Origin of the sequence: uncultured Caulobacter sp. (assembly GCF_937900395.1) — a bacterium.
Classification (GTDB): Bacteria; Pseudomonadota; Alphaproteobacteria; order Caulobacterales; family Caulobacteraceae; genus Caulobacter.
On the sequence record NZ_CALCDX010000129.1, the window covers coordinates 23,307 to 37,414 of the forward strand.

17 protein-coding genes and 1 pseudogene are annotated in these 14,108 nt (G+C 67.4%); 11 read left to right on the plus strand and 7 right to left on the minus strand.

What is annotated here, in order from left to right; translation table 11 throughout:
- Positions 1-186: 186 nt before the first annotated feature.
- The gene (locus tag Q0379_RS10900; protein WP_299008267.1) at positions 187-630 is read left to right on the plus strand and encodes a nuclear transport factor 2 family protein; all 444 of its coding nucleotides are present in this window, start codon (positions 187-189) and stop codon (positions 628-630) included.
- A gap of 36 nt (positions 631-666) precedes the next feature.
- On the opposite strand, the gene Q0379_RS10905 is transcribed toward Q0379_RS10900, so the two are convergent.
- The 3 genes from Q0379_RS10905 to Q0379_RS10915 all read right to left on the minus strand — a co-directional run bounded on the left by Q0379_RS10905 (position 667) and on the right by Q0379_RS10915 (position 3,335).
- Positions 667-1,398: an AraC family transcriptional regulator gene (locus tag Q0379_RS10905; RefSeq protein WP_299008269.1), complete on the minus strand. Its 732-nt coding sequence runs from the start codon at positions 1,396-1,398 to the stop codon at positions 667-669.
- An 18-nt stretch (positions 1,399-1,416) separates the two neighbouring features.
- On the minus strand, positions 1,417-1,881 hold the full coding sequence (locus tag Q0379_RS10910; RefSeq protein WP_299008271.1) for a hypothetical protein: 465 nt from the start codon (positions 1,879-1,881) through the stop codon (positions 1,417-1,419).
- A 206-nt stretch (positions 1,882-2,087) separates the two neighbouring features.
- Positions 2,088-3,335 carry an aspartate kinase gene (locus Q0379_RS10915; protein WP_299008274.1) on the minus strand — a complete coding sequence of 416 codons (1,248 nt, stop codon included), beginning with the start codon at positions 3,333-3,335 and terminating at the stop codon, positions 2,088-2,090.
- 169 nt (positions 3,336-3,504) lie between these two features.
- Between Q0379_RS10915 and ubiG the strand changes: the two genes are divergently transcribed.
- The 6 genes from ubiG to Q0379_RS10945 all read left to right on the plus strand — a co-directional run bounded on the left by ubiG (position 3,505) and on the right by Q0379_RS10945 (position 9,313).
- Positions 3,505-4,263, plus strand: a complete 759-nt coding sequence (gene ubiG, locus Q0379_RS10920) for a bifunctional 2-polyprenyl-6-hydroxyphenol methylase/3-demethylubiquinol 3-O-methyltransferase UbiG (protein WP_299008277.1) — start codon at positions 3,505-3,507, stop codon at positions 4,261-4,263.
- A 37-nt stretch (positions 4,264-4,300) separates the two neighbouring features.
- Complete coding sequence (locus tag Q0379_RS10925; protein WP_299008280.1) at positions 4,301-4,684, plus strand: hypothetical protein; 384 nt, start codon at positions 4,301-4,303, stop codon at positions 4,682-4,684.
- A gap of 120 nt (positions 4,685-4,804) precedes the next feature.
- Positions 4,805-5,812: a glycine zipper domain-containing protein gene (locus tag Q0379_RS10930; protein WP_299008283.1), complete on the plus strand. Its 1,008-nt coding sequence runs from the start codon at positions 4,805-4,807 to the stop codon at positions 5,810-5,812.
- Between the two features lie 114 nt (positions 5,813-5,926).
- Complete coding sequence (locus tag Q0379_RS10935) at positions 5,927-6,238, plus strand: glycine zipper 2TM domain-containing protein (RefSeq protein ID WP_299008286.1); 312 nt, start codon at positions 5,927-5,929, stop codon at positions 6,236-6,238.
- Positions 6,239-6,353: 115 nt separating this feature from the next.
- A complete protein-coding gene (locus Q0379_RS10940) occupies positions 6,354-6,875 on the plus strand; it encodes a lipocalin family protein (RefSeq protein ID WP_299008288.1) in 522 nt (173 codons plus the stop codon).
- 125 nt (positions 6,876-7,000) lie between these two features.
- Complete coding sequence (locus Q0379_RS10945; RefSeq protein WP_299008291.1) at positions 7,001-9,313, plus strand: glycoside hydrolase family 31 protein; 2,313 nt, start codon at positions 7,001-7,003, stop codon at positions 9,311-9,313.
- A gap of 14 nt (positions 9,314-9,327) precedes the next feature.
- Here Q0379_RS10945 and Q0379_RS10950 read toward each other — a convergent pair whose 3' ends face one another.
- Genes Q0379_RS10950 through Q0379_RS10965 form a run of 4 tightly spaced genes read right to left on the minus strand, consistent with a single transcriptional unit; the run spans position 9,328 to position 11,690 of the window.
- Positions 9,328-9,762 (minus strand): DUF1178 family protein, encoded by a 435-nt coding sequence (locus Q0379_RS10950; protein ID WP_299008294.1) that lies wholly within the window; start codon positions 9,760-9,762, stop codon positions 9,328-9,330.
- 19 nt (positions 9,763-9,781) lie between these two features.
- A complete protein-coding gene (locus Q0379_RS10955) occupies positions 9,782-10,618 on the minus strand; it encodes a carbon-nitrogen hydrolase family protein (protein WP_299008297.1) in 837 nt (278 codons plus the stop codon).
- On the minus strand, positions 10,615-10,869 hold the full coding sequence (gene grxC / locus Q0379_RS10960; protein ID WP_299008301.1) for a glutaredoxin 3: 255 nt from the start codon (positions 10,867-10,869) through the stop codon (positions 10,615-10,617). The genes Q0379_RS10955 and grxC overlap by 4 nt, the downstream gene beginning before the upstream one ends.
- A 29-nt stretch (positions 10,870-10,898) precedes the next feature.
- On the minus strand, positions 10,899-11,690 hold the full coding sequence (locus Q0379_RS10965; RefSeq protein ID WP_299008303.1) for a ComF family protein: 792 nt from the start codon (positions 11,688-11,690) through the stop codon (positions 10,899-10,901).
- On the opposite strand from Q0379_RS10965, the pseudogene Q0379_RS10970 reads away from it, so the two are divergent.
- The 4 genes and pseudogenes from Q0379_RS10970 to Q0379_RS10985 form a co-directional block, all read left to right on the plus strand.
- Positions 11,689-12,285: pseudogene (locus Q0379_RS10970) on the plus strand (methyltransferase domain-containing protein); the annotation flags it as partial. The gene Q0379_RS10965 and the pseudogene Q0379_RS10970 sit on opposite strands and share 2 nt — an antisense overlap.
- A gap of 146 nt (positions 12,286-12,431) precedes the next feature.
- Positions 12,432-12,614 (plus strand): hypothetical protein, encoded by a 183-nt coding sequence (locus tag Q0379_RS10975; RefSeq protein ID WP_299008306.1) that lies wholly within the window; start codon positions 12,432-12,434, stop codon positions 12,612-12,614.
- Complete coding sequence (locus tag Q0379_RS10980; protein ID WP_299008308.1) at positions 12,611-13,207, plus strand: hypothetical protein; 597 nt, start codon at positions 12,611-12,613, stop codon at positions 13,205-13,207. The genes Q0379_RS10975 and Q0379_RS10980 overlap by 4 nt, the downstream gene beginning before the upstream one ends.
- Before the next feature lie 221 nt (positions 13,208-13,428).
- A partial coding sequence (locus Q0379_RS10985) for a hypothetical protein (RefSeq protein ID WP_299008311.1) occupies positions 13,429-14,108 on the plus strand: 680 nt, incomplete at its 3' end.

Genomic DNA, 14,108 nt, shown 5'->3' on the forward strand with positions numbered 1-14,108 from the left:
GGGAGTTAGCAGGCCCGGCGGCGGCTGACTTTGGCGAAAACTCCGGGAGACTTGGCGAAGGCTCTCGTGCTCGAATTGAACGCACACGTTCGAGGAACGATGGCTTGCCACTCAAGCGTCGCTTTTCGTAAGGAGCTTGGCGTCCCGCCAGGATTCGGCGTCAACTGATCTCCATCGGAGCCTTCCATGATCGCCGCCATGTTCGCTGCCCTGCTGCTCAACAGCGCCGCCACGCCGGCGATGGATCCGGCGGCGGTGAAGGCGGTCGAGGCCGTGGCCTACGACTATGTCGACGGTCAATTGGAGGGGGATGTCGCGCGCGTCACCCGCGCCCTGCACCCAGACCTCGCCAAGCGCGCCGTGCGCGGGAAGCCCGATCCCGACGAGACCCTGGCTCTGCGACGCATGAGCCGAGACGAGCTCATCGACCTGACGCGGCAGGGGGCCCTGAAGACGCCGCGCGATCAGTGGGACCGCAGCGTCAGGGTGTTGGACATCGCCGGCGACGCGGCGGTGGCGCGCGTGGAAACGCCCTGGTTCGTCGACTACCTCAACCTCGGGCGGTTCGGCGAGCGCTGGGTGATCGTCAACGCGCTGTGGCACGCCAAGCCCCGCCCGGCCGCGAAGTAAGCGGACCGGCGCGCTCTGACGACGCCGCGGCTGAGGTCACCGCTGTCTGCGCCACGCGCCCGGCGTGACGCCCAGCGTCGCCTTCATGCGCTTGGTCAGAGCGCTCTGATCCCCGTGTCCGGTGCGCGCGGCGATCTCGGCGATCGACAGACGAGTGTCGGAGAGCAGCCGCTGGGCCGCCCTTAGCCGCGCATCGACCAGGGCCGCATGCGGGGTCGTCCGATAGGCCTCGGCGAACCGCGCGAAGAAACGGCTCTGGCTCATCCCGGCCTCGTCGGCGAGGTCGCGGACGGTGAGCGGCTGGTCGAAGCGGGTCTCGATCAATCCCATGGCGCGCGCCAGGCGCTGATCGACCGCGAGGGGCGCCGCCGAGAGCCCCCGCAGCAAGAGAGGCGTCCATAGGCTGGCGACGGCGTCATCGATCGCGCCCGGCGCCTCGCCGGCCAAAAAGTCCAGCAGCCCCCGCACCGCGCCGGTGACCGGCGCGAACGGCCGCTCGCGCAGGCGCTCGAACGGCTTCATCAAGTCGCCGCCGATGTCGGCCACGACGAACAGGTTCTCGCCGCTGGCGGCGAACGCGTGACGCGCGCCGAGCGGGACGATCGCCGCGCGGCCAGGATCGACCCGTCCGCCCCTGCCGTCGATCTCCATCTCCAGCACGCCCCGGCGCGGCAGCACGATCTGGTCGAAGGCGTGGGCGTGCGGCGGCGCGTCCTCGCCATAGCGGCGGAACGACAGTTCGGCGGGCGCGGTCAGGGCGTGAGCCATGCCGCCACTATAGGGGGATCACCCGTGCCCCGGCAGGGCCAGCGGCTGAGAAGCGTCCTCGACCAGGCGCCTGGCCTGCTCCAGGGCCGCGTTGATGTCGCTTTCGATGAACTCGACCTCGAGGTCGGTCAGGGGATGCGGGGCGGCGATCGTGCCGCGAAGATAGTCGCGGCGCTCGGCCTCGGTCATCGACCACCAGCCGACGGTGTGGCCTTCCTCGATGACCGCGTCGCCCATGGCCAAGAGGTCGTCGGTGTCGAAGATCGGCTGGCCGACCTTTTCGGGGAAACGCAGCTCGGCGTCGTTGATCACCCGGTCCAGGCGCTTGAGCAGAGCCGCCAGCCAGGGGCTGACCAGCAGCGGCTTCTCGTAGCCGTCGCCGAACTTGGCCCGCAGCAAGAGGTCGAACAGCACCTTCAGCCCCTCGTCGCCCGAGAAGGTGACGGTCTTGGCCTCGGGGTCGAACTTGAAGATGTCGGACATGGGGTCTCTCGGAAGCGATGTCGCTTCCATAACGTCCGAAGGCGACGTTTTCATCTAAGTCGGCGGGGAGCGCCCCCTCCACCGCTTCGCGGTCCCCCTCCCCCGCTACGCGAGGGAGGATGGAGCCATTCCTCCTCACCCGTGCAACGGGGGAGGTGGCGCGAGGCGAAGCCTCGTGACGGAGGGGGCGTTCCCCTCCGCCGGAATCAGAGCTGGTCCAGCCCGTAAACCGCGTGCAGGGCGCGGACGGCCAGTTCGGTGTAGGCCGCGTCGATCAGGACCGAGATCTTGATCTCGGAGGTCGAGATGACCTGGATGTTGATGTTCTTCTCGGCCAGGGCCGCGAACATCGACTGGGCGACGCCGGCGTGGCTGCGCATGCCGACCCCGATCACCGACACCTTGGCGACGTCCTCGTTGACCGCGACGTCCTCGAAGCCGATCTCCTTCTGGGCGGCGCGGACGATCTCGACGGCGCGGGCGGCGTCACGCTTGCCGACCGTGAATTCCATGTTCGCGGTCGCATTGGTGCGGGCGCGCGACTGCACGATCATGTCGACATTGACGTTGGCGTCGGCGAGACGGCCGAAGATCTGCGAGGACACGCCCGGGTGATCCGGCAGGCCCAGCAGGGTGATCTTGGCTTCGTCGCGGCTGTAGGCGACGCCCGAGACGATGCGCTTTTCCATGATTTCTTCCTCGTCGCAGACGATCGTACCTTGGCCCGGGGCTTCGCCCGGTTCGACGAAACTGGACAGCACCCGCACCGGAACGCGATGGGCCATGGCCATCTCGACCGAGCGGGTCTGCAGAACCTTGGCCCCCAGCGAGGCCATTTCGAGCATCTCCTCGTAGGAGATCTTGGCCAGGCGCTTGGCCTTGCTCTCGATGCGCGGATCGGTCGTGTAGACGCCGTCCACGTCGGTGTAGATGTCGCAGGCGCCCTTGACGGCCGCCGCGATCGCCACGGCCGAGGTGTCCGAGCCGCCGCGGCCCAGGGTGGTGATGCGCTGCTTGGGGGTCACGCCCTGGAAGCCGGCGATCACGGCGATCTCGCCGCTGGCGAAACAGGCCTCGAGGTTCTCCGGCGGGATCTCCTCGATCCGCGCGCGGCCGTGGGCCTCGTCGGTGATGATCGGCACCTGCCAGCCCAGGAACGAACGGGCCTTGTGACCCATGTTGCGCAGGGTCATGGCCAGCAGGCCGGCGGTCACCTGCTCGCCCGAGGCGACGACGGCGTCGTACTCGTCGTCCGACTCCGGCAGGCCTTGAGCCGCGCGGCCGGCGCCGTCGGTCCAGGCGACCAGCTCATTGGTCTTGCCCGACATGGCCGAGACGACCACCGCGACTTCCTTACCCGTGGCGACCTCGGCGGCGACCAGGCGCGCCACACGGCGGATGCGCTCCAGGTCGGCCACCGACGTGCCGCCGAACTTCATCACCAGACGTGACACGTCCTTGGTACCTCGACACTTGGTTATTTCTTGCGCCCACGCGGCGGGAACCGTCCCTCGCGCGCAAGCGAAGCGCCTTCTAACGGCGCGACGGCGCAACGGCAATGTCGCGGAGCTGTCTTTTTTGCGGGATCGTGGCGAGCGTCGGCGTCCGTGCTAGACAGGCCACATGACGCAAGCCGCCCCCGCCTCCCCCTCCTGGAGCATCGACCCGGCCGACGTGGCCCGCTTCTCGGCGATCGCCGCTGAGTGGTGGGCCCCCAAGGGCAAGTTCGCGCCGCTGCACGTCTTCAATCCCTGCCGCCTGGCCTTCATCCGCGAGCAGGCCCTGGCGCGGTTCGGCCGCGACGGCGACCAGCGCATGCCGTTCGACGGCCTCTCCCTGCTCGACATCGGCTGCGGCGGCGGGCTGCTCAGCGAGCCGATGGCCCGGCTGGGCTTTGCCGTCACGGCGATCGACGCCTCGGAACGCAACATCAAGACGGCCGCCACCCACGCCGCCGAGCAGGGCCTGGAGATCAACTACCGCCCCGCCACCGCCGAGCAGCTGCTGGCCGAGGGCGCGGGGCCGTTCGACGTCGTCCTGACCATGGAGGTCATCGAGCACGTCGCCGATCCGGGCGAGTTCCTGCGCACCTGCGCCAAGCTGCTCAAGCCCGGCGGGATCATGTTCGTCGCCACCCTGAACCGCACGCTGAAGGCCCTGGCCCTGGCCAAGATCGGCGCCGAATACGTGCTGCGCTGGGTGCCGCCCGGCACCCACGACTGGAAGCAGTTCCTGAAGCCCGAGGAGCTGCGCGCCTTCCTGGCCGGCGAGCCGGTGGCGATGCAGGGGCCGTACGGCGTGGCCTACAACCCGCTGACCGGCCGCTGGAGCCGCTCGGCCGACACCGACATCAACTACATGATGACCGTCACCAAGGATTGAGCCAGACTGACCTTGCGATGTCCGCGCGAGGTGTCTGATGCCGCTATTCCTGGTCCTGCTCGTCTCGGCCATTCTCCCGGGACCGATCAGCGGCGACTTTGATCACGACGGCAAGGCCGACACCGCGCGGATCCTTCGCGCGGGCGGCGGCTATATCCTGGAGATCTCGCGCGGCGCGGCCCCCAAGGCGCCTGCCCGGATCGACCTGGGCCGCTATGCGCCGAACTACATGGTCCCGGCGGAGAACAGCGGCGCGGTGGCGACCGCCTGCGGCAAGGGCGCCGGCGCCAAGACCGATCCGTGCCCTCGCGCCTCCGTGCAGGTGACCCGTGGCGACCTCCTATTCGGAAGCGCCGAAGCCAGCGAAGCCGTCCTCATCTGGGACGGGCGGACCTTCCGCCAGGACTGGCTCAGCGACTGACGCCGGGAACCTCCGCCCCAACCTGCGCCTTTACGTCTCCGCAGGGACATAGCGCCCCGGATTGGCGACCCGGTGTCGGGGGTCGGCCGTCGATCCGTTCGAACTGAACGGAGACTCAAGATGACGTCCAAGACCCTCGTCGCGCTGATGGCGACCACCATGGCGTGCGGCGCGATCGCCCCCGCCCTGGCCCAGACCTCGGCCTATCAGCAAAGCCTGCAGCGCTATGACGACCAGCGCGCCAACTATTACGAGCGCGTGGCCGAGTACCGCGACCGCCAGGCCGCCTATGAGCGCGACCGCGCCAACTATCTGCAGGCCCGCGACGACTATGACCGCCGCTATGGCCGCGGCGCCTATGACCGCCGCTATCGGGCCGAGGCCGACCGCTATCGCGCCGCCGAGTACCGGCAGAGCGCCGCCTACTACGCCGAGCAGGCGAAGTTCGAGCGCGACCGCGCCAACTACGAGCGCGCCCGCTACAACTACGACCGCCGCTATGGCGAAGGCGCCTATGACCGCCGCAACCCGCGCGAAGCCGACCGCTTCCGGGCCAGCGGCTACGGCTACGCCTCGGGCTATGACGCCGGCCGCGAGCAGTGGGAGCGCGATCGCGACCGCTACTACGCCGCCCGCGACGACTACGACCGCCGCCACGGCTATGGCGCCTATGACCGTCGCCATCCGGGCGAGGCCAATCGCTATCTGGCCCCGTACGCCGGCGCGGTCGGCATCGACACCAGCGCCAACGTCAACTACGGCGACAACTGCCGTCAGGACGCCAAGCGCAACGCCACCGTCGGCGGCGTGATCGGCGCCCTGGCCGGCGCGGCGCTCGGCTCCAACGTCGCGGCCCGCAACGCCAAGACCGAAGGCTCGGTGCTGGGCGCCCTGGTCGGCGCGGGCGTCGGCGCGGCGGTCGGCAACGCCTCGGCCAAGTGCGACACGCGCGGCAACTACTGGACCTATGAAGAGACGCAGCCCTACCGCTACGCCGACGGCCGCTACGCCTCGGCCAACGAGCGCTGCCGCCTGGCGCCGGCTCCGACCGAGTACAACGGCCGCGTCGAGACCCGTTACATCCGCGTCTGCCCGGACTCGGAGGGTCGCTACCGCGTCGAGGGCTAGTCACTCCCGCCCGGGCTGGATCGTCGGCTCCCCGACGTTTGCGGGGAAACCCGCCGCCAGCTTGGGCGTTTAGGTCCCGAGGGATCATCATAAGAAACTAGTGGAGAGCTCGCCATGCGCGCCCGCCTGAACGCACTCGTCCTGGCCACCGTCGTCGGCTTCACCGCCAGCAGCGTGGTCGTCACCGCCGCCGACGCCCAGTCGCGCCGCTATCGCGTGCTGGTGTGCGAGAAGTCCAAGTCCAAGGCCAAGAACGGCGCGATCATCGGCGGCCTGTCCGGCGCCCTGCTGGGCAACGCCGTCGCCGGTAATGGCGCCCGCACCGAGGGCACGGTCCTGGGCGGCGCGGTCGGCGCGGTCGCCGGCCACGAGATCGCCAAGGGCAAGAGCAAGAAGAAGTGCCACTACGAGTACCGCTACCGCTAAGCGGACAGCGACAGCGCGCGAACAAGGGCGCCGGACCATCGGGTTCGGCGCCCTTTCTTGTCTGGCGAGCATCCACGCGCGAGCGCGGCCCGTAACGGCGGGGGAGGAGATCGCCATGCCCCACGCCCCCGTCGCCCTTTTCGCCCTCGCCGCCGCTCTCACCGCGGCCGGTCCCGCCGTGCCCCGCCCAACACCCATCGACGCGGATAGCCACTATTCCGGAACCTGGCTGGAGGTCGGCCGCACGCCCATGGGCGTCACCAAGGGCTGCGTGGCCGCCACGACGGTCTATAAGCGCCTGGACGACCGCCGCGTCGACGTCGAGGACGATTGCCGCCAGGGCGGGATCGATGGCAAGCGGCGCGCCATTCGCGGCAAAGGCGTGATCGAGGATCCCGGCGTCAATCGCCGCCTGAAGGTCTCGTATCTGCCGTTCGTGACCTGGCGCTACGAGGTGCTGGAGACTGATCCGAACGGCGCCTGGTTCATCTCGGCCTCGCCGGACAAGAAGAAGGTGTTCCTGTACGCTCGCCGCCCCCTGCCCCAAGCGCAGTTGGACGATCTGGCCGCCCGGGCCCGCCACGCCGGCTATGCGGGCGAGATCGAGTTTCCGGAAACGCGGCCGGTCTCGCCTTAAGGCGGAAGAGGGCTTCTACGACCAGACAGCCCTTTACCGATCGCTCCGGACCGGCGATTGTGGGTTAATTGTCGGAGTATTTTCGCCGTGACAGCCGGCCGCCCGACATCGAGGGAGGCGACGGCATGCGACGTTCGATGGCGAGCGGGGTGATGGCGCTGATGGCGGCGGCCTTCGCCTTCGGAGAGGCCAATCCGGCGATGGCCCGCGCGCCCGCCGCCGCGCAGGAGACCACTGCCCGAAAGACCGCGACCGGCGTCGAGATCCGACTGGCCGACGGCGTCCTGCGGCTTGATCCCTGGTCGGACAATATCGTGCGGGTCCGCGTCTCGAAGACCGACGCCTGGAGCGGAAACTACAATCCCGCCGTGATCGCTCAGCCCGGGAAGGTCGACTGGACGCTGGAGAGCGCCGTCGACAAGATCACCCTGAAAACCCCAGCCCTCCAGGTCATCGTCGACCGGGCGTCCGGCGAGCTGCAGGTGCTGGACGCCAAGGGCCGGCGGGTGGCGCGCGCCCGGCCCAGCGACACGGACGCCGGCCCCTCCGTCCAACGCTTCGAGCTGGACTCGCAGGAGGCGATCTATGGCCTGGGCCAGCACCAGGCCGGGCTGATGGACTATCGCGGGTCCAGCGTCCTCCTGCAGCAGATCAATACCGACGTCGCCGTGCCGATGGCGGTGTCCTCGCGCGGCTATGGCGTTCTCTGGAACAATCCGGCGACGACCCGCGTCGACGTGGCGACGCCGCAATATTCCCATAGCCTGCGCTTCGCGTCGGAGGCCGGCGGCGGCGTCGACTACCACCTGATCGTTGGGCCCGAGATCGACCAGGTCATCGCCGGCTATCGCGGCCTGACGGGCCAAGCGCCGCTGATGGCGCGCTGGACCTGGGGCCTGTGGCAATCCAAGGAGCGCTACGAGACGCAGGCCGAGACGCTGTCGATCGTCCAGCGCTACCGCCAGATGGGCGTGCCGTTCGACGCAGTGGTTCAGGACTGGCAGTACTGGGCGCCCGGCGGCTGGGGCAGCCACCAGTTCGACGCCAAGCGCTTCCCGGATCCGGCCGGCCTGGTGAAGGCGGTCCACGACCTGAACGCCCACATCATCATCTCGGTCTGGCCGCGCTTCGACCTGACCACCGCCAACCACGACGAACTGCGCAAGGCTGGCGCCCTGTTCGAGCCGGCCTACCCCAATGTCTATCCGGCCGGCGAGGGCCGCTGGTACGACGCCTGGTCGCCCAAGGGCCGCGCGCTCTACTGGAGCCAGATCATGGGCAATCTGGGCCGCTACGACTTCGACGGCTGGTGGCTGGACGGGTCGGAGGCCGAGCTGGGCGGCAAGCCTGGCCAGATGGCCGCCCTGACCACCGCCGCCGGTCCGGGCGCGGAGACCTTCAACAGCTACCCGCTGCTGCACACCACGGCGGTCCACGACGGCATGCGCCGCGACATGCCCGGCAAGCGGCCCTTCATCCTGACCCGCTCGGCCTATGCCGGCCAGCAGCGCAACGGCGCCGTCACCTGGTCGGGCGACGTGAATGGCGACTGGCATACCTTCGCCAAGCAGATCCCGGCCGCCCTGAACTTCTCGGTCAGCGGGATACCCTACTGGTCGGCCGACATCGGCGGCTTCTTCGGCGGCGATCCCCAGGATCCCGGCTATGCCGAGCTCTTCACCCGCTGGTACCAGTTCGGGGTCTTCAACCCGATGTTCCGCGTCCACGGGACGGGCAAGGGCAAGGCGTTGTGGGACTTCAAGCCCGACACCCAGGCGCGCCTCCTCACCTATGACAAGCTGCGCTATCGCCTGCTGCCCTACATCTATTCGACCGCCTGGGAGGTGACCCAGCACGCGGGCACGATGATGCGGCCGCTGGTCATGGATTTCCGGAGCGATCCGAACGCCCTGCGCCTGAGCGACCAGTACATGTTCGGCCGCGGCCTGATGGTCAGCCCGGTCACCCAGCAAGGTGCCGACCTGCGCACGATCTATCTGCCCAAGGGCGACTGGTACGATTTCTGGACGGGCGCCAGGCTGACGGGCGGCAAGACCCTGGCGGTCAAGGCCGACATCGACACCATCCCGGTCCACGTCCCGGCCGGCACGATCCTGCCGCTGGGGCCGGTGATCAGCTACGCCGATCAGCCCAGCCAGGAGCCGCTGGAAATCCGGATCTATCCGGGCCGCGACGGCCGCTTCGAGCTCTATGACGACGCCGGCGACGGCCACGGCTACGAGAAGGGCGAGCGCGCCACGACCCTGCTGACCTGGACCGACGCGACCAAGACCCTGCGCGTCGGCGCGCGCGAGGGTCGCTATCCCGGCATGAAGGCGGTCCAGCCGCTGAAGGTGGTCTGCGTCCCGACCGGCAAGGCTCAGGACGTTCGCTACGCGGGGACGGAGACGAGCGTCACGCTGGCGGACTGTCGGTAAGGCGGGCCGACGCCCTAATTGACCTCGGTCTTCTTCGACGGCCCCGGCGGCAGGGGCGCCACGCGCACGCCGTCCTCGACCAGGGCCTTCACCTCCGAGGGCGAGGCCTCGCCGTAGATGCCGCGCTCCTCGGACTTGCCCTCGTGGATGGCGCGGGCCTCCTTGGCGAAGGCGTCGCCGACATAGTCGAAGTTCTCCTCGACGTGCCGGCGGACCTCGCCCATGGCGGCCATCATCATCTCGCGCATCTTGGGGTCGGGCGCGGGCGCGGCGCGCTGGGCCTTCGTGCCGGCGACGGCCGGAGCCATGATCTGCTTGGAGACGCCATGCGAGCCGCAGACCGGGCATTCGACGAGGCCGCGCGCGGCCTGGTCGTCATAGTCCGCCGACGAGCCGAACCAGCCCTCGAATTCGTGAGCCTGATCGCACTGAAGCGCGTACTTGATCATGGGATAGAGATGGAGCGTCCTAGGGCCCGGTAAAGGGTCGGGCGTTCTTGAGCACGGGGATCGCGGCGCGCGCCTTGTCGGCGGCGGCCAGATCGAGGTCCGCCATCAGCACGCCCGGCTCGTCGTGGTCAAGCTTTCCGAGCACCTCGCCCCACGGCCCGATGGCGATCGAGCGCCCCCAGGTGCCGCGACCGTCCTCGTGGAAGCCGCCTTGGGCGGCGGCGATCACGAACGAGCCGGTCTCGATGGCGCGGGCCCGCAGCAGCACGTCCCAGTGCGCCTCGCCCGTGGGCCGCGTGAAGGCGGCCGGAGCGGTGATCACGCTCGCGCCGGCCAAGGCCAGGGCCCGATGCAGGGCCGGGAAGCGCATGTCGTAGCAGATGGTCAGGCCGATCTTGGCGAGCGGGGTGTCAACGACCACCGCCCGCTCGCCCGGCGTGTAGGTCGCCGACTCGCGAGCCGTCTCGCCGGTCGGCAGGTCGACGTCGAACATGTGCAGCTTGTCGTAGGTCGCTACGATCGCGCCGGTCGGGTCGATGACCGCCTGGCGGTTGGCGGCTTTTCCGTCCTCGCGCCGGACGAGGGCCGAGCCGATGTCGATCCAGGTCCCGGTCTCGGCGGCGATGTCGCGCAGGCCGTTGACCACCGGATCGTCTTCCAGCGCGGTCAGGGTCGGCAACAGCTTGGCGCGGTCCTTCTGCAGGACGTTCGTGCACTCCGGCGTCAGGACGAACTGGGCGCCCTGCCCGATGGCCTGGCGCACCAGCGGCGCAACGTGCGCCAGCGCCGCCGCGTGCGTGGCCGGGGTGCGCGTCTGGACTAGGCCGACGCGAAGCGTGCCGCCCGCCTGGCTCATGCGGCGAGCAGTGCGTCCAGCTTGCCCTGCTCTTCCAGGGCCATCATGTCGTCGCAGCCGCCGATGTGCTGGTCGCCCACGAAGATCTGCGGGAAGGTGTTGCGGCCCGAGCGCTGCATCATCTCCTGGCGCAGGGCCGGATCCATGCCCGCCTCGATCTCGGTGAAGTCGGCGCCCTTCTCGCTCAGCAGCGCCAGGGCGCGCGAGCAGTAGGGGCAGAAGGGGCGGGTGTAGATGGTGACTTTGGCCATGCTCTTAACTCGTGGGTGTTCGGACGTCCTCATATAGGACGCGCTTGGCCTTCTGTAACGCGGGCGACGACAGATAGGCTCACGCTTTGCGCGCCCGCCGCCATAAGCGCCCGCGCGCAGCCCTCGGCGGTGGCGCCGGTGGTCAGGACGTCGTCGACCAGGACGATGGTCTTGCCCTCCACCAGGTGGCGCTTGCCCGCCGGCACGGTGAAGGCGGCGGCGACGTTGCGGCGGCGGCCCGAGGCCGACTTGCCGCCCTGGCTGGCGGTGTCGCGCTTGCGGACCAGCGCGTCGGGCAGATAGGCCAGACCCGCCATCCGCGCCAACGGCCGGGCGACCTCGGCGGCCTGGTTGTAGCGGCGGCGCAGCAGCCGGGCGCGGTGGATCGGCACGGGGACGATCGCGTCCGCCTCCGCCAGCAGATCGGCCGAGGCCCGCGACAGCCAGCGGGCGAACAGGCCCGACAGGTCCGTGCGGTCGGCGTGCTTCAGCTTCAGGATCAGCTCGCGCGAGTGCTCGTCATAGACGCAGGCCGCCCGCGCCCGCTGGAACGCCTTGGGCTTGGCCTGGCAAGCCGGACAGCGCGTGTCGGCCTCATAAGCCTGGGCCAGGCCGCAGCCGTCGCAGACCGGATCGTCCAGGAAGGTCACCTTGGAAAAGGCGTGGGCGGCGAGCCCGCCGGTCAGCGCCGCCTCGCCATCCAGGCTGGCGGGCGGCAGCAGGAGGTTGAGCACCCCGCGCCCCAACGCGCGCAAAAAAGGCGAAACCCTTGATGGGGCCGCTTTCCATGTGACGGCGGAGTCGCCATGTTCCGCGCCCATGACCGCCTCGCCCCTCCTGTTCGACCGCGCCCTGCATCGGGCCCGCCTGGACCGCGCCGCGCCCGACTACGCCGCCGCCGACTTCCTGAAGGAACGGGCGGCGGGCGACGTGGTCATGCGGCTGGAGACGATCCTGCGACGCTTTCCGGTCGCCGTCGACCTCGGCGCGAGAAACGGCCATTTTTTCAAGGCCTTGGAGGCCAGCGACGCCCGCGCCAACATCGACACCCTGATCGAGGCGGACCTGTCGGGGCGGATGCTATCGGGCCGCGAGACCTTGCGCGTCGTCGCCGACGAGGAGCGCCTGCCGTTCGGCGATGCGACCCTCGACCTGATCGTCTCGACCCTGTCGCTGCACTGGACCAATGATCTCGTCGGCGCCCTGATCCAGATCCGCCGGGCGCTGCGGCCCGACGGCCTGTTCGTCGGCGCGATCTTCGGCGGGGCGACCCTGACGGAACTCCGCCAGTGCCTGCTGGCCGCCGAGGCCGAGCTGACCGACGGCGCGTCCATGCGCGTCTCGCCGTTCGCCGACGCCATCGACGCGGCGGGCCTCCTGCAACGCGCCGGCTTTGCTTTGCCCGTCGCCGACGTCCCCCCTCCAGGTCTTCTATGAGGCCAAAGTTTCTGAAGACGGCAAGCTGACCTACAACCTCGCGACCAAGTGTGTCCCGATCACCGACGAGAAGGCGCTGGATCAGTATTTCGGTGAAATCCCATTTCTCCCGGAGGCTGGCTAAGATGCGTCGCAATCACGTCACCACCAGCGTCCAGCGCCAGATGCAGCACTGGACGCCCCGTTTTCAGGAGGCAGCGCCTGCGGCTGCCCCTGTCATCCCATTTCGTTTCTGGCAGTACCCGAATGCTGTCAGCATCAACGCTCAAGCTGTAGTCGCTAACACCCTCAAGGAGAAAGCCGCGTGAACGACTCATTACTCTTGCACCTGAATTTACTGGCGAAGAATCTGCACCGTGCCCGCGTCGAAGCCGACACCGCGAAGAAGGCGCTGGAGAAATATGATGCTGAAGATGGCGAAATCACTCAGTTGAAGAAGCTGCTGGCCGATGCCCAGAAACGCCTTGATGAACGCCTGGCAGGCGACGAAGTCCGCAAGACGCTGCAAACAACAGCCACCATCGCCACTGAGAAGAGCGAACAGGCCGAGAAAGCGTTTAAGTCATCGGTTGAAGAAGCCAAGATTCAGTCGCCCGATCTGAAGGCAAAGGAAATTCCAGGCGTCAAGTCGTTTACCGATAAGCTGACGATTGAGATCACCAGCCCGGAGCGCGCGGTGGACATCGTGATCGAGAAGCTGCGCGGCATCAAGGGCCTGCTGACGATCAATACGGAGGTGGTGAAGCAGTTGTACGAAGCCGGGCTGCTGGCATCGGCGGGGTGGTTTGTGGCGAAACAGGCGTACACGGTTTCAGTGGACAAAGACCTGAGCCACGTTGCGGACATTCTGGAAACGACGGAAGAACCGCCGAAGGTAGAAACATTGTTTACTTTCGATTAAGCAGGAATCTCAAATCTCTTGTTGCGAAGCGTTTGATTATGGTTCATAATGTTGAGCGATACAAACGCAAAAGTCCGCGAATGCGGACTTCCAAGAGGTTCGAGAACAGGCGCGCTGTGGCTGGTTGAGTGGAGCAAACACCCAACTAGCCATTAGTCTAACACAGACCAAATCAGCGCGCAACCTTTTCGTTTACGAATTTTTCGGAGAACAGGTGAGCGATGACGGATAAAGTTATTTTGCACATCAGTGAAACCTTTGGCAAAGTGCCAGAGCCGTTACTGCATGATGCAACTATTACGGATGGCGCCGCCAGACTCTACGCGCACATGCATTGGCGTGGAGGACAAAGCGGTATGAGCAAAGAAGGCGTCGCGAGCATGGCGAAGTGCCTGAGTGTAACCGATAAAACGATCACCAATCGAATTGATGAGTTGGAATCTCATGAGTGGGTCGTCACCATTGAGCGAGATCCTGGTGACCAAACAGGCAATTTCCGCACACGGATTTATCATGTTTTCGAGAGACAGCAAGACTGCCGCGAGTTTCGCCGCAGCTACAAACCGCCAACGGGGGAACGCATCATCGCACAGCCTGAGCTTCAGGAACGTAAATCTCGAAAAGGGGTTGGAGGCAATCCTCGCATCAAGGAATTACATGAACGACAGAAACTGAGTTCCCCCCAGAACTCAAGTTCCGACGACCATCAGAATTCAAGTTCTGTCGGCGGTCAGAATTCAAGTTCTGTCGGCCATCAGAACTCAAATTCTGAATATCTAGACTCCCTCTCTCCAGACTCCCTTTCTCCAGACTCCAAGAAAGAAATTGCGCTTAACAGCGCAGCACAGAATTTTTCTTTTGACACGGGGTTGATGTATGACCAACCACAGCCAGCACTCAT

Excerpts from the sequence above, each read along its gene's own strand:
- Q0379_RS10900 (WP_299008267.1), top strand. The coding sequence starts at position 187 with ATGATCGCCGCCATGTTCGCTGCCCTGCTGCTCAACAGCGCCGCCACG.
- Q0379_RS10905 (WP_299008269.1), bottom strand. The coding sequence starts at position 1,398 with ATGGCTCACGCCCTGACCGCGCCCGCCGAACTGTCGTTCCGCCGCTAT.
- Q0379_RS10910 (WP_299008271.1), bottom strand. The coding sequence starts at position 1,881 with ATGTCCGACATCTTCAAGTTCGACCCCGAGGCCAAGACCGTCACCTTC.
- ubiG (WP_299008277.1), top strand. The coding sequence starts at position 3,505 with ATGACGCAAGCCGCCCCCGCCTCCCCCTCCTGGAGCATCGACCCGGCC.
- Q0379_RS10925 (WP_299008280.1), top strand. The coding sequence starts at position 4,301 with ATGCCGCTATTCCTGGTCCTGCTCGTCTCGGCCATTCTCCCGGGACCG.
- Q0379_RS10930 (WP_299008283.1), top strand. The coding sequence starts at position 4,805 with ATGACGTCCAAGACCCTCGTCGCGCTGATGGCGACCACCATGGCGTGC.
- Q0379_RS10935 (WP_299008286.1), top strand. The coding sequence starts at position 5,927 with ATGCGCGCCCGCCTGAACGCACTCGTCCTGGCCACCGTCGTCGGCTTC.
- Q0379_RS10940 (WP_299008288.1), top strand. The coding sequence starts at position 6,354 with ATGCCCCACGCCCCCGTCGCCCTTTTCGCCCTCGCCGCCGCTCTCACC.
- Q0379_RS10945 (WP_299008291.1), top strand. The coding sequence starts at position 7,001 with ATGCGACGTTCGATGGCGAGCGGGGTGATGGCGCTGATGGCGGCGGCC.
- Q0379_RS10950 (WP_299008294.1), bottom strand. The coding sequence starts at position 9,762 with ATGATCAAGTACGCGCTTCAGTGCGATCAGGCTCACGAATTCGAGGGC.
- Q0379_RS10955 (WP_299008297.1), bottom strand. The coding sequence starts at position 10,618 with ATGAGCCAGGCGGGCGGCACGCTTCGCGTCGGCCTAGTCCAGACGCGC.
- grxC (WP_299008301.1), bottom strand. The coding sequence starts at position 10,869 with ATGGCCAAAGTCACCATCTACACCCGCCCCTTCTGCCCCTACTGCTCG.
- Q0379_RS10965 (WP_299008303.1), bottom strand. The coding sequence starts at position 11,690 with ATGGGCGCGGAACATGGCGACTCCGCCGTCACATGGAAAGCGGCCCCA.
- Q0379_RS10975 (WP_299008306.1), top strand. The coding sequence starts at position 12,432 with ATGCGTCGCAATCACGTCACCACCAGCGTCCAGCGCCAGATGCAGCAC.